Below are 15,334 nucleotides of genomic sequence, written 5' to 3'. Positions count from 1 at the left end.
AATTCTGTCCCCAATGTGGGGTGGAGCGCGCCGTGAATCACAGCCCATGCGCACTCGCCTGGCGGACAAGGTCTGTCAAGGTGCGGCTGTCATGTGGCTCCCCGACCCTGCGGCATGTTCGCCGTGGTGTCGCGGTAGGCCAGCAGCCGCAGCGCGTTGAAGACGACCAGCAGCGTCGAGCCCTCATGCACCGCCACTGCGGCCCCGATGCCCAGGCCCATGATCGTCGCGGGCACCAATACCGCCACGATGCCCAGGCTGACAAACACGTTCTGGCGGATTACCGTGCGGGTATGCCGACTCAGGCCCACCGCGAATGGCAGATGCCGCAGATCGTCGGCCATCAAGGCCACGTCCGCCGTTTCCAGCGCCACGTCCGATCCGGCGGCGCCCATGGCAATGCCGACCGTCGCGTTGGCCATCGCGGGGGCATCGTTGACGCCATCACCTACCATCGCCACCTTGGTTTCTTGGCGCAGCTTGCGGATCGCCTCGACCTTGTCCTCGGGCATCAGGTCGCCCCAGGCTTCGTCGAGACCGACCTCAGCGGCCACCGCGTCTGCCACCTTTTGGTGGTCGCCCGAAATCATGATCATGCGTTTGATGCCCAGCTCGCGCAGTGCCTGCAGCGCCTCGCGCGCGCCGGCGCGCGGCGTGTCCAGCAGACCGATCGCACCCAGGTCGCGCGCACCCTGGCGTACCACCATGGTGGTGCGGCCGCGCTCGCGCAGGCCCGCGACAGCGGCCTGGGCGGTGGCGCCCAGGGCTGGCACATCCTCGACGCCGAACATCTCGGCCTTGCCTATCCACACCGTCTCACCCGCCAGCCTGGCGGTGACGCCGCGGCCTATCAGGTTCTGCAAGCCATCAGCGACCGGTTCCGTCCGGCCCGCCAGGCGCTCGCGCCCGTCGCGCGCAATCGCGGCTGCCAATGGGTGATCGCTGAGCGACTCAACGGCCACCGCCACGGTCAGCAGTTCCTCCTCGCTTGCGCCGTCCACCGCCACCACATCGGTGATGCGCGGACGCCCCTCGGTCAGCGTTCCGGTCTTGTCGAAGGCCATGGCGTCGAGTGAGCCCAGCTCCTCCAGCGGCGCACCGCCCTTGATCAACACGCCGCCGCGCGCTGCCCGGGCAATGCCCGACAGCACCGCGCTGGGCGTGGCGATGGCCAGAGCGCAAGGGCTGGCCGCCACCAGCACGGCCATCGCGCGGTAGAAGCTGTCGCGAAACGGTTCGTCAATCGCCACCCAGGCGAACAGCAACAGAAATGTCAGACCCAGCACCGCTGGCACAAAGATGCGTTCGAACTTGTCGGTGAAACGCTGGGTTGGCGACTGCCGCGTCTCGGCCTCGCTGACCATCTTGACCACCCGCGCCAGCGCGGAGTCGGTAGAGCGGCGCGTCACCTCGATTTCCAGGCTTCCCGCGCCGTTGATGGTGCCGGCGAACACGCGCGCGGCAGACTCCACGCCATCCGGCCGAACGCGCGCCAACGCCGCATCCTCCACCGGGCGCTTGTCAACCGGGATACTCTCGCCGGTCACCGGTGCCTGGTTGATCGCCGAGCTGCCCTGCACGATGAAGCCGTCGGCCGACAGGCGTTCGTTCGGCCGCACCAGCACGATATCCCCGACGCGCAACTCCTCCACGGCAATCTCACGCGTCAGGCCGTCGCGCCGCACCGTCGCGGTGTCCGGCGCCAGCTCCGCGAGGGCCTCGATGGCGCGCTTGGCGCGGCCCATTGCATAGTGTTCCAGCGCATGGCCAAGGCTGAACAGGAACAGCAGCAGCGCACCCTCTGCCCATGAGCCCAGGGCCGCGGCGCCGGCCGCCGCCACCAGCATCAAGGTGTCGATTTCAAAACGCCTGAGCCGGAGGTTGTCGAACGCCTCGCGCAGCGTAAAAAATCCACCGAAGCCGTAGGCCAGGACAAAGCAGGCCCAGGGCAGCCAGCCGGGCGCCCCCGGCACCAGCTTCTCTATCAGCACGCCCAGGCCCAGCAGCGCGCCACAGCTCAGCGCAAAAATCATCTCGGTATTGGGACCGAGCAGGCCGCCATGGGCGTGCCCATGGCCGTCCGGCTCACCGGGCGCATGCCGGTGTCCCGACTCGCCGTGGCCGTGCACTTCCTCTGCGGGCGCGGAATCCGCCTGCGGCCATACGCCCCAATCGGCCAGAGCGGCGAGGATGGATTGATCCGAAGTCAGCTGGCGGTCGAAGTCCACATGCACCTGTCCCGCAGCGCTGGCCTCAGCCTCCAGCACACCGGGCAGGCCTCGCAGCTGCTCGGCCACCGTGCGGGCCCGGCGCGCATGGCCGATGCCGTCAACCTGCCACAGCGCGTGCCCGAAACGCTCGGTAATACGCGCGCCGGCCGCCTCAACGATCTCGCGGATGCGCGCCAGTGGCAGCGCCTGCGGGTCGTAGTGAACGCACAGCTGGGCCGAAGCCCCGGCCTTCTCGGTGCGCACATGCACCGCATCGATACCCTCGCGGCCCTGCAGATCCTCGACCAGGCGCTTGACGCAGACGTCCTCGGCGGCGTCTATCTGTGGCAACACAAGGGGAATGTCCAGGCGGAATTTGGTGGTCATGATGAAGATGGCGGGTCATGAGGGGATATAGGCGGTAGGCGACACCTGGCATAACCAAGTGCCGCCCAGCGAGCTCAGTCTTCCGAGAGGGCCGGCACACCGGTGGCAGATGATCCACCGGTGACGGAAGCGTCCTGCGTCCGCCCGCGCCATGCATGCGCCCAGCGATAGAGCACAGGCAGCACCAGGAGCGTCAGCGCCGTCGACGACATGATGCCGCCGATGACGACCGTGGCCAGCGGGCGCTGTACCTCGGCGCCGGTGCCGGTCGCCAGGGCCATCGGCACGAAGCCCAGAGAAGCCACGAGAGCCGTCATCAACACCGGCCGCAGGCGCGTCAGTGCGCCTTCACGCACTGCCTCGTCCAAGCCCAACCCTTCCTCCCGGAGCGATCGGATGAAAGAAATCATTACCAGGCCATTCAATACCGCCACGCCGGACAATGCGATGAAGCCCACCCCTGCCGAGATAGACAGTGGTATGTCGCGCAGCCACAGCGCCACGATGCCTCCGGTCAATGCGAAGGGCACGCCGGTGAACACCAGCAACCCATCCTTGACGTTGTTGAACATCGCAAACAGCAGCATGAACACCATCAGCAAGGCGATGGGCACGACGATCTGCAGGCGCTGGCTGGCGGACTGCAGCTGCTCGAAGGTGCCGCCCCAGGCGGTCCAGTAGCCGCTGGGGATCTCGACCTTCTGCTGCAGCTGCTCATGCGCCTCGGCCACAAAGGAGCCGATGTCGCGGCCGCGCACGTTGGCGGTGACGACGACGCGGCGTTTGCCGTTCTCGCGGCTGATCTGGTTGGGGCCGGGCGCTATCTCGAAGCTCGCCACTTCGCCCAGCCTCACATAGGCGGGCGAACCGCCAGCGCTGGGCAGGCGGATCGGCAGGCGCTTGAGCGCCTCGATATCGTTGCGTTGCGATTCCGGCAGACGCACCAGAATGTCGAAACGGCGGTCGCCCTGGAACAGCGCACCCGCTTCCCGGCCGCCAATGGCGGTCGCTGCCGTACTTTGCACGTCATCCAGGCTCAGCCCCAGCCGCGCCAGCTTGGTGCGGTCGATCTGCATCGTCAGCATGGGCAGCCCGGTGGTCTGTTCGACCTTCACGTCCGCAGCCCCGGGAATAGCTTCGAGGACCTGCGAGATCTGTTCGGCCGTGTTCTCCATCACGGCCATGTCATCACCAAAAACCTTGACGGCCACGTCGCTGCGCACCCCCGATATCAGCTCGTTGAAGCGCATCTGTATGGGCTGCGTGAACTCGTAGTTGTTGCCCGGCACCTTGTTCACGGCCTGTTGCAGGGCCGCCACCAGCGATTCGGCGCTGCGCTTGGGGTCGGGCCACTCGGTGCGCGGCTTGAGCATCAGGAATGTGTCGGCCACGTTCGGCGGCATCGGATCGGTGGCAATCTCGGCGGTGCCCAGCTTGGCGAACACCTTGTCCACCTCCGGAAACTTCTTGATCACCCGTTCCAGCTCGAACTGCATCTCGATCGCCTGGCTCAGGCTTGTGCCGGGGATGCGCAAGGCATGCAGTGCGACATCACCCTCGCTGAGGCTGGGGATGAACTCACTGCCCATGCGCGAGGCCAGCAGCCCGCTCAACGCGACGGACACCGTTGCAATCGTCACCACCAGTGGGCGATTTACGAGCGCCCAGTCCAGCATCGGCGCATAGCCCTTCTTGGCCGCCAGCATCAGGCGGTTTTCCTTCTCGCCCACATGCTTGCCGATCAGCAGCGCGACGGCGGCGGGGATAAAGGTGACGGAGAGGATCATCGCGCCGACCAGGGCAGCCACCACCGTGAAGGCCATCGGGTGGAACATCTTGCCCTCGACGCCACTGAGGGCAAAGATCGGCAGGTAGACCACCATGATGATCAGTTGCCCGTAGACCAGTGGCCTGCGCGCCTCGCGGGCGGCGGCGAAGACCTCATGAAAACGCTCCTGGCGGGTCAGGGGCCTGCCCGCAGCCGCCTGCGCGTGGGCCAGGCGCCGCACGCAGTTCTCGACGATCACTACCGCGCCGTCGATGATGATGCCGAAGTCCAGCGCTCCCAGGCTCATCAAGTTGGCGCTGACCTTGTTGCTCACCATGCCGGTGAAGGTGAACAGCATGGCCAGCGGGATCACGGCCGCCGTGATCACGGCAGCGCGGATGTTGCCGAGAAACAGGAACAGGATTGCCACGACCAGGAGCGCGCCCTCGGTCAGGTTCTTTTTGACCGTGGCGATGGCCTTGTCGATCAGGATCGTGCGGTCATAGACCGTCTGGGCGATCACGCCCGGGGGAAGGGTCTTGTTGACCTCCTGCAGGCGCTTATCCACGGCCTGCGACACGGTGCGGCTGTTCTCGCCCATCAGCATGAAAACCGTGCCCAGCACGACCTCACGACCGTTCTCCGTGGCGGCGCCAGTGCGCAGCTCCTTGCCAATACCTACCTCCGCAATGTCACGCACGCGAATCGGTGCCCCTTGTGCTTGGCTCACGACGATGTTGGCGATGTCTTCGATGCCGGCCACCTGGCCGGGTGCGCGGATCAGGTACTGCTCGCCACGGCGTTCGATGTAGCCGGCGCCCACATTGGCGTTGTTGCGCTCCAGCGCCTGCACCAGATCGGCCATGCTCAGGCCATAGGCCACCAGTTTGTCGGGGGAGGGTGCGACCTGGTATTCCTTGGCGTAGCCGCCAATCGTGTTGATCTCTGTCACCCCCGGAACGTTGCGCAGCTGGGGTTTGATGATCCAGTCCTGAATCTCGCGCAGGTCGGTCGGGGTGTAGGGCGTGCCATCGGGCTTGAGTGCGCCCTCCTTGGTCTCCACCGTCCACATATAGATTTCGCCCAGGCCCGTGGCGACCGGACCGAGCGCGGGGGACAGGCCCGCGGGAAGCTTCTCCTTGGCCTCCTGGATGCGTTCGTTGACGAGCTGGCGGGCAAAGTAGATGTCGGTGCCGTCCTTGAACACCACGGTGACCTGCGACAGGCCGTAGCGTGACAGCGAGCGTGTCTGCTCCAGGTGGGGCAGGCCTGCCATCGCGGTCTCGATCGGAAAGGTCACGCGCTGCTCGGATTCCAGGGGCGAGTACCCCGGTGCCGGTGTATTGATTTGGACCTGTACATTGGTGATGTCGGGCACGGCATCGATGGGCAGGCGCTGGTAACTGAAAACTCCCAGCGCGGCCATGCCCAGCACGGCGAGCAGCACCAGCCAGCGCTGCTCGATGGCAAAGCGGATAATTTTTTCAAACATGGATTGTCCTGTGCTGTGCTGCCTCAGACGGCTTTGCGGCCATGCTCGCCGCTGCGGATGCGCACGATGTCGATGACCTCGGTCACGGCAATCAGGCCGTCGCCCGGCTGTCCCGTATGGGCCGCCTGCTCAATGGTTTGCACGATCGCATCGACCTGTTCATCGTCGCAGTAGATCCACAGAATCAGGCGTAGATGGTGGCTGGGCTCCCATTCATCGGCCAGGTAGGCGTGGCTGTGCCCACGGCCGCGTGGATGACCTCGTCCCTGAAAAATCGTGAAGCCCGGAAAATGGGGCAGGCGGTGCAAGGCGTCTTCGACTTTTTCCAGTCGGTGCGGCTGCAGGATGGCGGTAATCTGCTTCATTGCTGACTCCTCAGTGGTCGTGGCTCGCACCGGCCTTGCCAAGCTCGGCCTTGATCAGAAAGCTGTTCTTGGCGGCGTAGCGCTCGCCTGCCGACAGGCCTTTGACGACCTCGGTGAAACGCCCGTCGCTGCGCCCGAGCTCCAGCGGTCGCGCCTCGAACTGCTGGCCGTAGCGGCCGAACACCACCGGCCCTGTACCCAGTGTCTGCACCGCATCTGCGGCCACCGCCACCGGCACGGTGACTTCGTCCGACGTCAGATCGACGGACACCGGCAACCCCGGGCGCCATTGGCCCTTGGCATTGCCCAGCACCAGGCGTGCGGTGGCATTGCGGCTCTGCTCGCCGATCAGCGCGCCCACATAGGACACCTTTGCACTCGCCTCGCCCTCCAGTGCCGCGGATTTGACCCGGGCCTGGTCGCCCACCTTGATCCGCCCCACATCCTTGGCCGGGACGATCAGCTCAACCCACACCGTGGATAGATCGGCCAGCTGGAATACGGTGCCGTCCTCCTTGAGCACCTCGCCGACGCTGATTTTCTTGTCGGTGATGACCCCGTCGATCGGCGCGCGTACTTCGTAGCGCGTCAGGCCCTGGGTGGACTCGGTGGCGCCGGCCCCCAGGCTGGCCAGCTTCTGGCGCGCGCTTTCGGTGGCGATCTCGGCCTCTTGATAGAGCTGGCGTGCAGTCAAGTAATCTTGCTCTGCGGAGATCTTGTCTTCCCAGAGTTTCTTTTCGCGCTCATAGGTTGTTCGGGCCAGATTCAGGCGCTTCTGTGCGGCCAGCAGCTCACTGCGCTGGTCGGCCAGCGCCTGACTCGAAATCACGGCCAGCACCTGCCCGCGGCGCACCGGGTCGCCGGCATTGGCGCGTACAGACTCGACGATGCCCGCCAGGCGCGGGGTGACGAAAACGCTGCGATCCTGGTTCAGCTTCACCTCGCCCAGCAATTGCAGGCTGCTGCGGATGCGCGCCGGGCCCGCGTCGCCCAGCTCCACGCCGTTGCGCTGGAGCTGCTCGTCCGTCATCTGAACACGGCCCTCTACCTGTTCGAACTTGAACTCGTAGGTCTGGGTGCCGGCCTGCGCTTTGATCGCGGCATTGAACGAGTGCGGCTCCTCGACGGTGGCCGAGCCCTTGAGGTAGTCCTGCTGCGGGGTGAAGCTGAACTGCTCCGGCGGGCGGCCCAGGCGCTCCAGGGTCACGGCGACCTGGGCCTGGCCTGGGGCCACGGGCTTGCCATCCTTGAACAGATAGACACGGAATTCCGGTTCCGCACCCGTCTCGAAAATGGTCAGCTCGAGCCCAAAGCCGTCCTGCACGAACAGCTTGCCGCCATGCGGCCCCTTGGCGGGGGCAGTGCCTTGGCCTGCATCCTCGTGGTGCTCCTCGTCATCATGCCCGGCCTCATGCGCATGCTTGTCCTCGGCCTTCTCGCCATGGTGTTCCGCATCGGCATGCGCCGCGCTCTCGGCATGGCCATGGCCATGTTCGTCACCCCCGGGGTTGACCTTGCCACTGCGCAGGATGGTGATGCCCAAGGCCACACCCACCACCAGCACTGCGGCAATGGCGATGGCCGATTTTTTGCTCTTCGTTGAATTCGTCATTGTTTACTCCTGGAGTGGATCGACCCCGCCGGTGCCTTGACCGAGCAGGCGATCGATGTCGGCGGCGGCGCGGTAGGCGTCGGCCGTGCTGCGCAGCACCTGCTGGCGCAGCTGGAACAGGGTGCGCTGGGCATCCAGCACGTCGAGGAAGGCGAACTTGCCCAATGCGTAGCCCTTGACGGCTGCGTCATAGGCCGCCTGCGCGGTGGTCAGCACCTCGCCGCGCAGCAGTTGCACCTGCTGGCGCGTCAGGCGCAGTTTCTCCAAGGCCGCGGACACCTCGGTTTGCAGCTGCAGACGGACTGTCGTCACGGTCTCCCGCGCCTGGTCTTCGCGCCGCAGGGCTTCGAGCAAATTGCCTTGGTTGCTGTCCAGTATGGGTAGCGGGACGGATATGCCGACGACGAGCTGTGTGCGCCCCAGTTCCGCGGCCCGCTTCGCCCCCAGAGTGACGGTCGGATTGGGAATGCGCTTGGCCTGCTCGATGCCGGTCAGCGCCTGGCGTCGTGCCACATCGAGTTGCGCCACCCTCAGTACCGCCGCCTGGGCCATGCGCTCACCCACCTCGCGGTCCGAGGGGATGGCGGGTAGTGCATCGGCATTGCCCTCGGCCCGCTCAAAGTTGGGGGCTGTTTGCCCCCAGAAGGCGGACAGGCGTTGTCTGGCCAACTGCAGCTCGCTCTGTGACTGGATCAGTTCGGCGCGCACGCCGGCCTCGGCCACCTGCGCCTTCGCCAGTTCCAGCGGCGGCACCTTGCCGGCCTGCAGGCGCTTGCTGGCAATGGTGCTGGCGTTGTGCGCCAAGCCCAGCGAGGCCTGCATCAGGACCACCTGCTCCTGGGCGCCCAGCAATTCGAAAAAGGCACTGGTCACGGTCGCCTGCAACCCGGCCTGCTTGGCCTGCAGCGCCACCAGCGCCTGTTCGCGGGCACGTGCCGCGGCGGTGAGGCGGGCGCTGCGCTTGCCTCCCAGCTCGATCGGCTGGGTCCATTGCACCGTCGTCGTACGGGTGGCGCTGCGCGTGTCTTCGACCAGCACGCCGAGCTCGGGGTTGGGCCGGGCACCCGCCTGTATCTCGGCGGCCTCCATCGCCTGCACTTCGAGGCGCGCGCTCGCGAGCTCCGTGTTGTGCGCCAGGGCCAACCGCAGGGCATCGCCAAGCGTCAGGGCGGGGATGGCGGCAATGCTCGGCGCCACCGCCTGGGCTGGTGCGACAGAGTTGCCTTGGGCAAGTGCCCATGAATAGGGGGAACAAATTACCGCCAGCAATAGCGGTACACAGTAGCCTCGAAGACGGCTTTGCATCGAACTCTCCAGGGTTGTGGGAACAACAAGGTGTGGTTCGGCGCGGCATCTTCCCGCTCTGAGGAGCGGGCTACCGGACGGGGTCAGCGAATTGCAGACAGCGCGCCGCTCAGGCGCGGCGCCAATTGGGGCGTTCTAGGCGTGGGGGGATATGCGACTCACCGATACCGGCAAGCACTCCGCACGGAGCACTGGGCGGTGCTGCCTCCAAGACGCAGCGCACCGGCGAAACCGCTGCGGCGTAACCGTGGAAGCAATGGCAATGACTGGCGTCGCAAATATGAGCCGTGTCGTTGCCCTGGGCCTGCGCGACGTCAGACCCATCTGTCGCGGACGATGGTGACGTCGCAAGTGCCACCTCTGCGCCCGCGCTATGCAGTTCGTCAATGCCGGTCGTGGTGGCCTCGACGGCCCAGGAGAACTGGGCCGCAATCACCAGGGCAACAAGGACAATGAGCCAGCGGCGCATGAATTTCAGTCTATCGGCTAATGCCAGATTATTTGCGGCTTGGCCAAGTAGGCAATTCGCGTGTGGCCGGGATCACGAACTGAGTCGAATTCTAGCCGCGCCAAAGGAACGTAGTGGCAACCGAAAGATGACAAAGCTGTCATCTTGAATCGCGAAGACCTCACGATTTAACCTGTAGATGAAGAGAAAAACTATGCACGTAATCGGTTCGACTTGGCTGAATGGGTCGGCGCCTTTGGCGACTTGGGAACGCTGATTCCTTTTGCGGTGGCCTACTTTTCGGTCCTCAAGATGGATGCCGCTGGCATGCGGTTTGCCTTTGGCATCGCGCCGATCACAGTCGGGGCTGTCTACCGTACATGGCTAGAGTTGGCATCTACAAGTTTGAAACACCTAGAGCACGGGATCGGTTGTTGGCAACCGGCGTCTAGGCATGGCCTGCGCGCACTGTCTTGCTCCCGCTCACAACCATGAACCCGCCCAGCGGCAAGCCACCAGGGATCAGCTGCTCCATGAGGCGGGCCGGCCATCTCCCCGACGGGAAATACACCGCGCTTTGCAAACAAAGGTTGGCAACCGACAGCCCGCTGAAAGCCTGGCGAAACTCCGCCGGCGACAGCCAGAGCGCACCGCGATAGGCTCCACTGCCTCCGAGGCGCCCCTTGTCGATCCATAGCAGACTGTGCCGGTTCAGCAAGCCAATCGCAAAGCGTTGACGCGTGACCCGGACCATTTCAGAAACAGCCTGCCGCCAATCGGCGGTAAAGCACAGTGCCGCCATCGACACCACATGATCAAAGCTGGCGTCGACAAAGGGCAAGGCAAGCGCATCGGCCTGCCGGTAAGTTGAAACGGGATCTTGACTGCGCGCGAATGCCAGTGACTCCGCATCGAGATCGATGCCGGTCACCTGCAGTCTGGACTGTGCCGCCAGTCGTCGGGTAAACCAGCCCGTCCCACAGCCGACATCAAGCAACTGCCCTGCAGCCGGACAGCCCAACCCGCTCCACATCAGGCGGTACTCGGCCTGGCCAATCCAGCGCCCTCGCGGGCTGTCGTACCAGGCGTCGTATTCTGTCGGGTTCAAGGCGTCACGGCGCCCGCCGACGCTTTCAAAAGGTGATCACTTTGTCGCACTCGATGACCCATTGGGCCAGGGCGGACATGGTGGATTGCTCCGCCCCGTCGAAATACGGATGATTCTTGTAGATTCCGCAGCGTGACATGCAAGTCCCGCAGACCTTGACAGGCACGCCTTTCGCGATTAGGTCCTTGAGCATTTTCGAGAGATCCTGGTCGTAGCCCTCTGGCGGACGACACACGTCGCGTGCCATATCCACCGCGTCGTTCATCAGGAACAGTCTGACCTCGCTGCCGGCCTCCAGCAGCTTGTCTGCCAAGCGCAGGCCGTTCCAGGTGACATCGGTATTGTCATAGGGTTCGCGGTTGAAAATGATCAGGGTTTTCATGCCAGCTCCTTAGGGTGTTGGCTCAGCGCCTGGCCAGCAGGCCAAAGTGATACGGACAGCAGCCTTGCAGGTCCACCGCTTCAATGGCGGTGAAGCCGGCCTGGGCCATCCAGTCCCGGCACTGCTCGGGCGACGGACGGATCGACAGGGAAGGGCCGCGCGGGGTGGGGATGTCGCTGCGCCAGTGGATCACCGATAGCACGCCTCCCTCCTTCATGGTCCGGCGCGCCTCGCGCAACAGTTCCACCGGCTGCTCCAGGTGCAGCAAGTTGAAAATCATGGCGTGTGCCTGCGAACCGGTCGCCACTTCGGCTCCATCTGCGACAAAGTCCCTCACTTGCGCCTTGATGTTGTCGAGATGGCCGGCCAGTGCCTTCTGCCGCACGCAGTCGACCATTTCGGGCTCGATGTCCAGCGCGGTAACTTGCCCCGTCGTGCGCCGGGCGGCTGGTACGGTAAACGAGCCATATCCGCTGCCGAACTCGATTACATTCCCATCGACCCTTGGCCCCAACAGCCTTTCAACCGCGACCTCGGTGTCGAAAAAGCTCGCCCAGTAGGTTTCCTCGGGCATGCCACTTTCACGTCCCTTCATGTTCCTCACGCTCCCTGCTCCACAGGAAACCCTGCCGCCTGCCATTCACTGACCCCATCGCGAATTTTTCGTATTCGATAGCCCTTGGCCGCCAGCAAGACCACCGCCTCATCGGACATGAGGCAGAACGGTCCGCGACAGTAGGCGACGATGGCACGGTCCATGGGCAGCTCAGCCAGCCGCCTTTCCAGTTCGTCCAACGGCAGCGAGCGGGCATGAGGCAGATGTCCGGCATTGAACTCGCTGACGGGACGCACGTCGATCACGACGATTTCGCCTTGCCGTGCCTTCTCCAGCAGGCTCTCCCGGCTTTCCGAAACCAGTGTGTCAGGCTGCGAGGTCATCTGCTCCAAGGCCAGGCGCAACTCCAGCAGGTGCTCCTCGGCGGTTTCCCGCATCGCCACCCAAAGCTGTGACACATCCGGGCCACTGAGCCGGTAGTAGATGTATTTGCCTTCCCGCCGGGTCACGACCAACCGGGCTTCGCGCAGCGCCTTGAGATGCGCGCTGGCCAGCCGCATGTCCAGGTCGGCCTGGGCCGCCAGTGTCTCGACGCTCTTCTCGCCTTGCGCCAACAGTTCGACCAACTCCAGTCGCTTTGGGCTGGCCAGCGACTTGCCGATGCGGGCGACCTGTTCGTAGAGCATGTCTTTCAATAATCGGCTTTTCATGCAATCATTCTAATGATTATTGGATTGTTAGTCGATCTTGAGCTAAACCCAGCCATCAGAGTCTTTTTCAGTAGGCGAATGACTGCACGAAATGTCAGGATCCATCTGCACTACCTCGTGATGCCGTCACCTGCACTTACAGGGCTCTCGCATTGAGAAAGACATTGGGGCGCACTCAACGGGCGCAGCAGTTGCGACAAGCGTTGCCGCTTGTCACGATCTTCCCGAAGAGGTTCGCCGAAACTATTCTTCGGCAGGCAAGCGCACTCAAGAAAGGAATGGACATCGGACACTGTGTCCGAGGAACGGTCATGACGCGTGAGAAACTTGGGTGCATCACCCGGGCCAGCGGCGCCATCACCGATACGGCAGCATGGCTTGAACGCAAACCTGATTTACGCTCGGCACTGGCGGGAGCGCGACAAGCGAGTTCGGCCCCGGGCAACGCTCCATCGCCGTCTGCCCCGGAATTCATTGCCTTGCCGCTGGTATTGGTGTTTGCGCTCGTCGTCTAGGTCATTCACAGCCGCTTGCGAGTCAACAGCAGGTTAGCAAATCGCCGCGTCTGTGCGCGGCGATGGGGGAGTCATGCTAGGTGAGAGGGCGCCCAACGATACCGTTGGGCTGGCTTTCCGTTTAGCCGGCCGGGTACAGCAGTTGCCGTGCCTCGCGTTGCGCGGGCGTTTCATTGCGCATCTCGTCGATCACCTGTTGGCGGGTCTTGCTCGACATCGACGGCGCTGCTTTTGCGCCTCGCGGGAAGTTGCTTTCGCCATAAGACAAAGGGCCTTGCCGCATCGCAGCTTCGGTTTCCGCCCTGACTTGCTCGCGGGTTTTTTCGCTCTTGAAATGTTCGTTGTGAACGACCACGCCAGCTTGGTTGTTGGCCGGGTGCATGTATTCCGCCGATGCCATTCCCGGCAGGCCGAAGGCCGCCACGGTGGCCACGCTTGCGATCACGGCGGAGAGGGAGAGGCGACGTTGAGTCATGATCAATTTCCTTTTTGGAGTCTCTGAGGTTTACATCTCCGGCGCTTTGGTGCAGCGCTGAGGAGATGAGCTCATGGTAGAAACCCCTGTCCAACAAAACCGAGACAGCCGGATGACAACTCCGACAGCTTTCGTTGCGGCCAGCGTCAGGCGTGGTGAATCGCCCCGGATTCCCTAGACACTTTTGAGCCGTTGGGAATGGCGTCTCTCGAACTCTACCGGCGAAGTATCTCCGGCAGTGCCATGGCGGCGCTTAGGGTTGTAGAACATCTCGATGTAGTTGAAGACATCGGCTCTCGCGTCATCGCGGGTCGGATAGATCTGGCGGCGGATGCGTTCGCGCTTGAGCAACTGGAAGAAGCTCTCGGCCACGGCGTTGTCGTGGCAGTTGCCGCGACGGCTCATGCTGCAGATCAGCTTGTGGTCGCGTAGGAAGTCCTGCCAGTCATGCCCAGTGAATTGACTGCCTTGATCCGAATGCACTGTGACTGGCTGCTCGGGTCGACGACGCCACAAGGCCATCACCAGCGCATCGAGCGCCAGCCCGGTATCGATGCGGCTACCCATTGACCAGCCGACCACCTGACGCGAGAACAGATCGACCACCACGGCCAGGTACAGCCAGCCCTCATGGGTGCGGATGTAGGTGATGTCGGTCACCCAGGATTGATTGGGCTGCGCCACGGAGAACTGGCGCTGCAGGTGGTTGGGCGCGACGACCGCGGGCTTGCCACCACGCATGCCAGGGCGACGGCGGTAGCCGGTCTGCGAGCGCAGTCCTTCGAGTTTGAGCAATCGGGCCACGCGGTGCTTGCCGCAGGACTCGCCTAGATCGCGCATGTCCAGGGTGAGCTTGCGGTAGCCGTACACGCCGCCGCTCTCCAACCACGCGTGCTTGAGCAGGCCCAGCACCCGTTGATCGTCCTGGGCGCGTGGGCTCACCGGATCGGCCTTCCAGGCGTAGTAGCCGCTGGGGTGCACCGTCATGATCTTGCACATGCGGCGCACGCTGTGCTCGTGTTCATGCCGCTCGATAAATGCGTACTTCACCCGGACTGCTTGGCAAAGTACGCTGCGGCCTTTTTTAAGATGTCGCGCTCCTCGGTCACACGCTTGAGCTCGGCCTTCAGGCGGCGCATCTCGTCGGCTTGCGAGCACTGCGCTTGGCGCTGGTCAGGCGACATCTGCTTGACTTTGATCCATTGATACAGACTGTGCTGGCTGACGCCAAGCCTGGCCGACACGTCGGCCACCTTGTGGCCTCGTTCGGTGATCTGCTTGACCGCTTCGATCTTGAATTCTTCGGGGTATCTCTGCTTGCTCATGGCACCTCCTATTGGGCCTCAGGTTTGAGGCTCAGAGGTGTCTAGAAAACCCGGGGCGATTCATGGGTCGCGTGATGCGGAAACACCAGGGCAAAGCATGTACGCCCATGGGATGAGGTGACGGTGACGCAGCCGCCGTGGGCTTCGGCAATGGCACGGGTGATGGCCAGTCCCAGCCCGCTGCCCTCGGAGTCGGGATGCGCCCTGGCGGGATCGGCCCGGTAGAAGCGGTCGAACAGCCGCGGCAGCATCTTGGGGTCGATCTCGGAGCCCGTGTTCACCACGGACACCACCGTGGATCGATGCAGAAAGCAACCTCAAGGCGGCCGTGGGGGGCTTTGGGCACTCCTCACATGGAACTAAGCCGGGCGCACAAGGCACCCCGGATCTGATTAAGCCTGCTGCCTCCGTCGGACATCAGGGTGAAGGCAAGGTGGAGGAGTTTGATGCCAAGGCCGGCACGGTCACTATTGCCCATGGCTCCATACCTACCCTCAAATGGCCCGCGATGTCTATGGAGTTCAGGGTCTCCAACAACGGGCTGCTGGAGGGCATCAAGCCTGGCGCATTGGTCGCCTTCGAGTTTGTTGAGCGTGGACAGGGCGAATGGGTGATCACCTCCGTGAAACCCGTGGGCAGCGCGGCTGCCAATGCGCACACCGGCCATAACTGACCG

The 15,334-nt window shown here is 63.9% G+C and carries 13 protein-coding genes and 1 pseudogene; 2 read left to right on the top strand and 12 right to left on the bottom strand.

Features of this window, described 5'->3' with window-relative positions:
• Positions 1-89: 89 nt before the first annotated feature.
• From ALIDE2_RS16855 to ALIDE2_RS16815, 9 genes are all read right to left on the bottom strand, one after another.
• Entirely contained in the window at positions 90-2,597 is a 2,508-nt protein-coding gene (locus ALIDE2_RS16855) for a heavy metal translocating P-type ATPase (protein WP_013722711.1), read from the bottom strand.
• Between the two features lie 74 nt (positions 2,598-2,671).
• Positions 2,672-5,857 carry an efflux RND transporter permease subunit gene (locus ALIDE2_RS16850; RefSeq protein ID WP_013722710.1) on the bottom strand — a complete coding sequence of 1,062 codons (3,186 nt, stop codon included), beginning with the start codon at positions 5,855-5,857 and terminating at the stop codon, positions 2,672-2,674.
• 23 nt (positions 5,858-5,880) lie between these two features.
• Complete coding sequence (locus tag ALIDE2_RS16845; protein ID WP_013722709.1) at positions 5,881-6,222, bottom strand: P-II family nitrogen regulator; 342 nt, start codon at positions 6,220-6,222, stop codon at positions 5,881-5,883.
• Between the two features lie 10 nt (positions 6,223-6,232).
• The gene (locus tag ALIDE2_RS16840; protein ID WP_013722708.1) at positions 6,233-7,834 is read right to left on the bottom strand and encodes an efflux RND transporter periplasmic adaptor subunit; all 1,602 of its coding nucleotides are present in this window, start codon (positions 7,832-7,834) and stop codon (positions 6,233-6,235) included.
• Between the two features lie 3 nt (positions 7,835-7,837).
• Positions 7,838-9,031, bottom strand: coding sequence for a TolC family protein (locus tag ALIDE2_RS16835; RefSeq protein ID WP_238530041.1), 1,194 nt, complete (start codon positions 9,029-9,031; stop codon positions 7,838-7,840).
• 1,004 nt (positions 9,032-10,035) lie between these two features.
• A complete protein-coding gene (locus ALIDE2_RS16830; RefSeq protein WP_013722706.1) occupies positions 10,036-10,695 on the bottom strand; it encodes a class I SAM-dependent methyltransferase in 660 nt (219 codons plus the stop codon).
• 25 nt (positions 10,696-10,720) lie between these two features.
• Positions 10,721-11,077 carry a DsrE/DsrF/TusD sulfur relay family protein gene (locus ALIDE2_RS16825; protein WP_013722705.1) on the bottom strand — a complete coding sequence of 119 codons (357 nt, stop codon included), beginning with the start codon at positions 11,075-11,077 and terminating at the stop codon, positions 10,721-10,723.
• A 22-nt stretch (positions 11,078-11,099) separates the two neighbouring features.
• Positions 11,100-11,651 carry a class I SAM-dependent methyltransferase gene (locus tag ALIDE2_RS16820; RefSeq protein WP_238526530.1) on the bottom strand — a complete coding sequence of 184 codons (552 nt, stop codon included), beginning with the start codon at positions 11,649-11,651 and terminating at the stop codon, positions 11,100-11,102.
• A gap of 26 nt (positions 11,652-11,677) precedes the next feature.
• Positions 11,678-12,343 carry an ArsR/SmtB family transcription factor gene (locus ALIDE2_RS16815; RefSeq protein ID WP_013722703.1) on the bottom strand — a complete coding sequence of 222 codons (666 nt, stop codon included), beginning with the start codon at positions 12,341-12,343 and terminating at the stop codon, positions 11,678-11,680.
• A gap of 311 nt (positions 12,344-12,654) precedes the next feature.
• Between ALIDE2_RS16815 and ALIDE2_RS25055 the strand changes: the two genes are divergently transcribed.
• Positions 12,655-12,858, top strand: a complete 204-nt coding sequence (locus ALIDE2_RS25055) for a hypothetical protein (RefSeq protein WP_148215375.1) — start codon at positions 12,655-12,657, stop codon at positions 12,856-12,858.
• A gap of 121 nt (positions 12,859-12,979) precedes the next feature.
• Here the strand turns inward: ALIDE2_RS25055 and ALIDE2_RS16810 are convergent, their stop codons facing one another.
• The 3 genes and pseudogenes from ALIDE2_RS16810 to ALIDE2_RS16795 form a co-directional block, all read right to left on the bottom strand.
• Complete coding sequence (locus ALIDE2_RS16810) at positions 12,980-13,333, bottom strand: DUF4148 domain-containing protein (RefSeq protein ID WP_013722702.1); 354 nt, start codon at positions 13,331-13,333, stop codon at positions 12,980-12,982.
• 174 nt (positions 13,334-13,507) lie between these two features.
• Positions 13,508-14,658 (bottom strand): IS3 family transposase gene (locus tag ALIDE2_RS16805; RefSeq protein ID WP_085945350.1). Its coding sequence is split into 2 segments (ribosomal slippage): positions 13,508-14,412 and positions 14,412-14,658, totalling 1,152 coding nucleotides; the frame shifts between segments, so codons are not numbered across the junction.
• Between the two features lie 41 nt (positions 14,659-14,699).
• Positions 14,700-14,954 (bottom strand): annotated as a pseudogene (locus ALIDE2_RS16795) (ATP-binding protein); the annotation flags it as partial.
• Between the two features lie 32 nt (positions 14,955-14,986).
• On the opposite strand from ALIDE2_RS16795, the gene ALIDE2_RS25645 reads away from it, so the two are divergent.
• Positions 14,987-15,331, top strand: coding sequence for a copper-binding protein (locus ALIDE2_RS25645; RefSeq protein ID WP_476489883.1), 345 nt, complete (start codon positions 14,987-14,989; stop codon positions 15,329-15,331).
• The last annotated feature ends 3 nt before the right edge of the window (positions 15,332-15,334 follow it).

Source organism: Alicycliphilus denitrificans K601 (assembly GCF_000204645.1).
GTDB lineage: Bacteria > Pseudomonadota > Gammaproteobacteria > Burkholderiales > Burkholderiaceae_C > Alicycliphilus > Alicycliphilus denitrificans.
This window is presented reverse-complemented; position numbering and strand designations above follow the sequence as displayed.

Coding starts and splice junctions, on each gene's coding strand:
- ALIDE2_RS16855 (WP_013722711.1), bottom strand. CDS start 2,597: ATGACCACCAAATTCCGCCTGGACATTCCCCTTGTGTTGCCACAGATA.
- ALIDE2_RS16850 (WP_013722710.1), bottom strand. CDS start 5,857: ATGTTTGAAAAAATTATCCGCTTTGCCATCGAGCAGCGCTGGCTGGTG.
- ALIDE2_RS16845 (WP_013722709.1), bottom strand. CDS start 6,222: ATGAAGCAGATTACCGCCATCCTGCAGCCGCACCGACTGGAAAAAGTC.
- ALIDE2_RS16840 (WP_013722708.1), bottom strand. CDS start 7,834: ATGACGAATTCAACGAAGAGCAAAAAATCGGCCATCGCCATTGCCGCA.
- ALIDE2_RS16825 (WP_013722705.1), bottom strand. CDS start 11,077: ATGAAAACCCTGATCATTTTCAACCGCGAACCCTATGACAATACCGAT.
- ALIDE2_RS16820 (WP_238526530.1), bottom strand. CDS start 11,651: ATGCCCGAGGAAACCTACTGGGCGAGCTTTTTCGACACCGAGGTCGCG.
- ALIDE2_RS16815 (WP_013722703.1), bottom strand. CDS start 12,343: ATGAAAAGCCGATTATTGAAAGACATGCTCTACGAACAGGTCGCCCGC.
- ALIDE2_RS25055 (WP_148215375.1), top strand. CDS start 12,655: ATGACGCGTGAGAAACTTGGGTGCATCACCCGGGCCAGCGGCGCCATC.
- ALIDE2_RS16810 (WP_013722702.1), bottom strand. CDS start 13,333: ATGACTCAACGTCGCCTCTCCCTCTCCGCCGTGATCGCAAGCGTGGCC.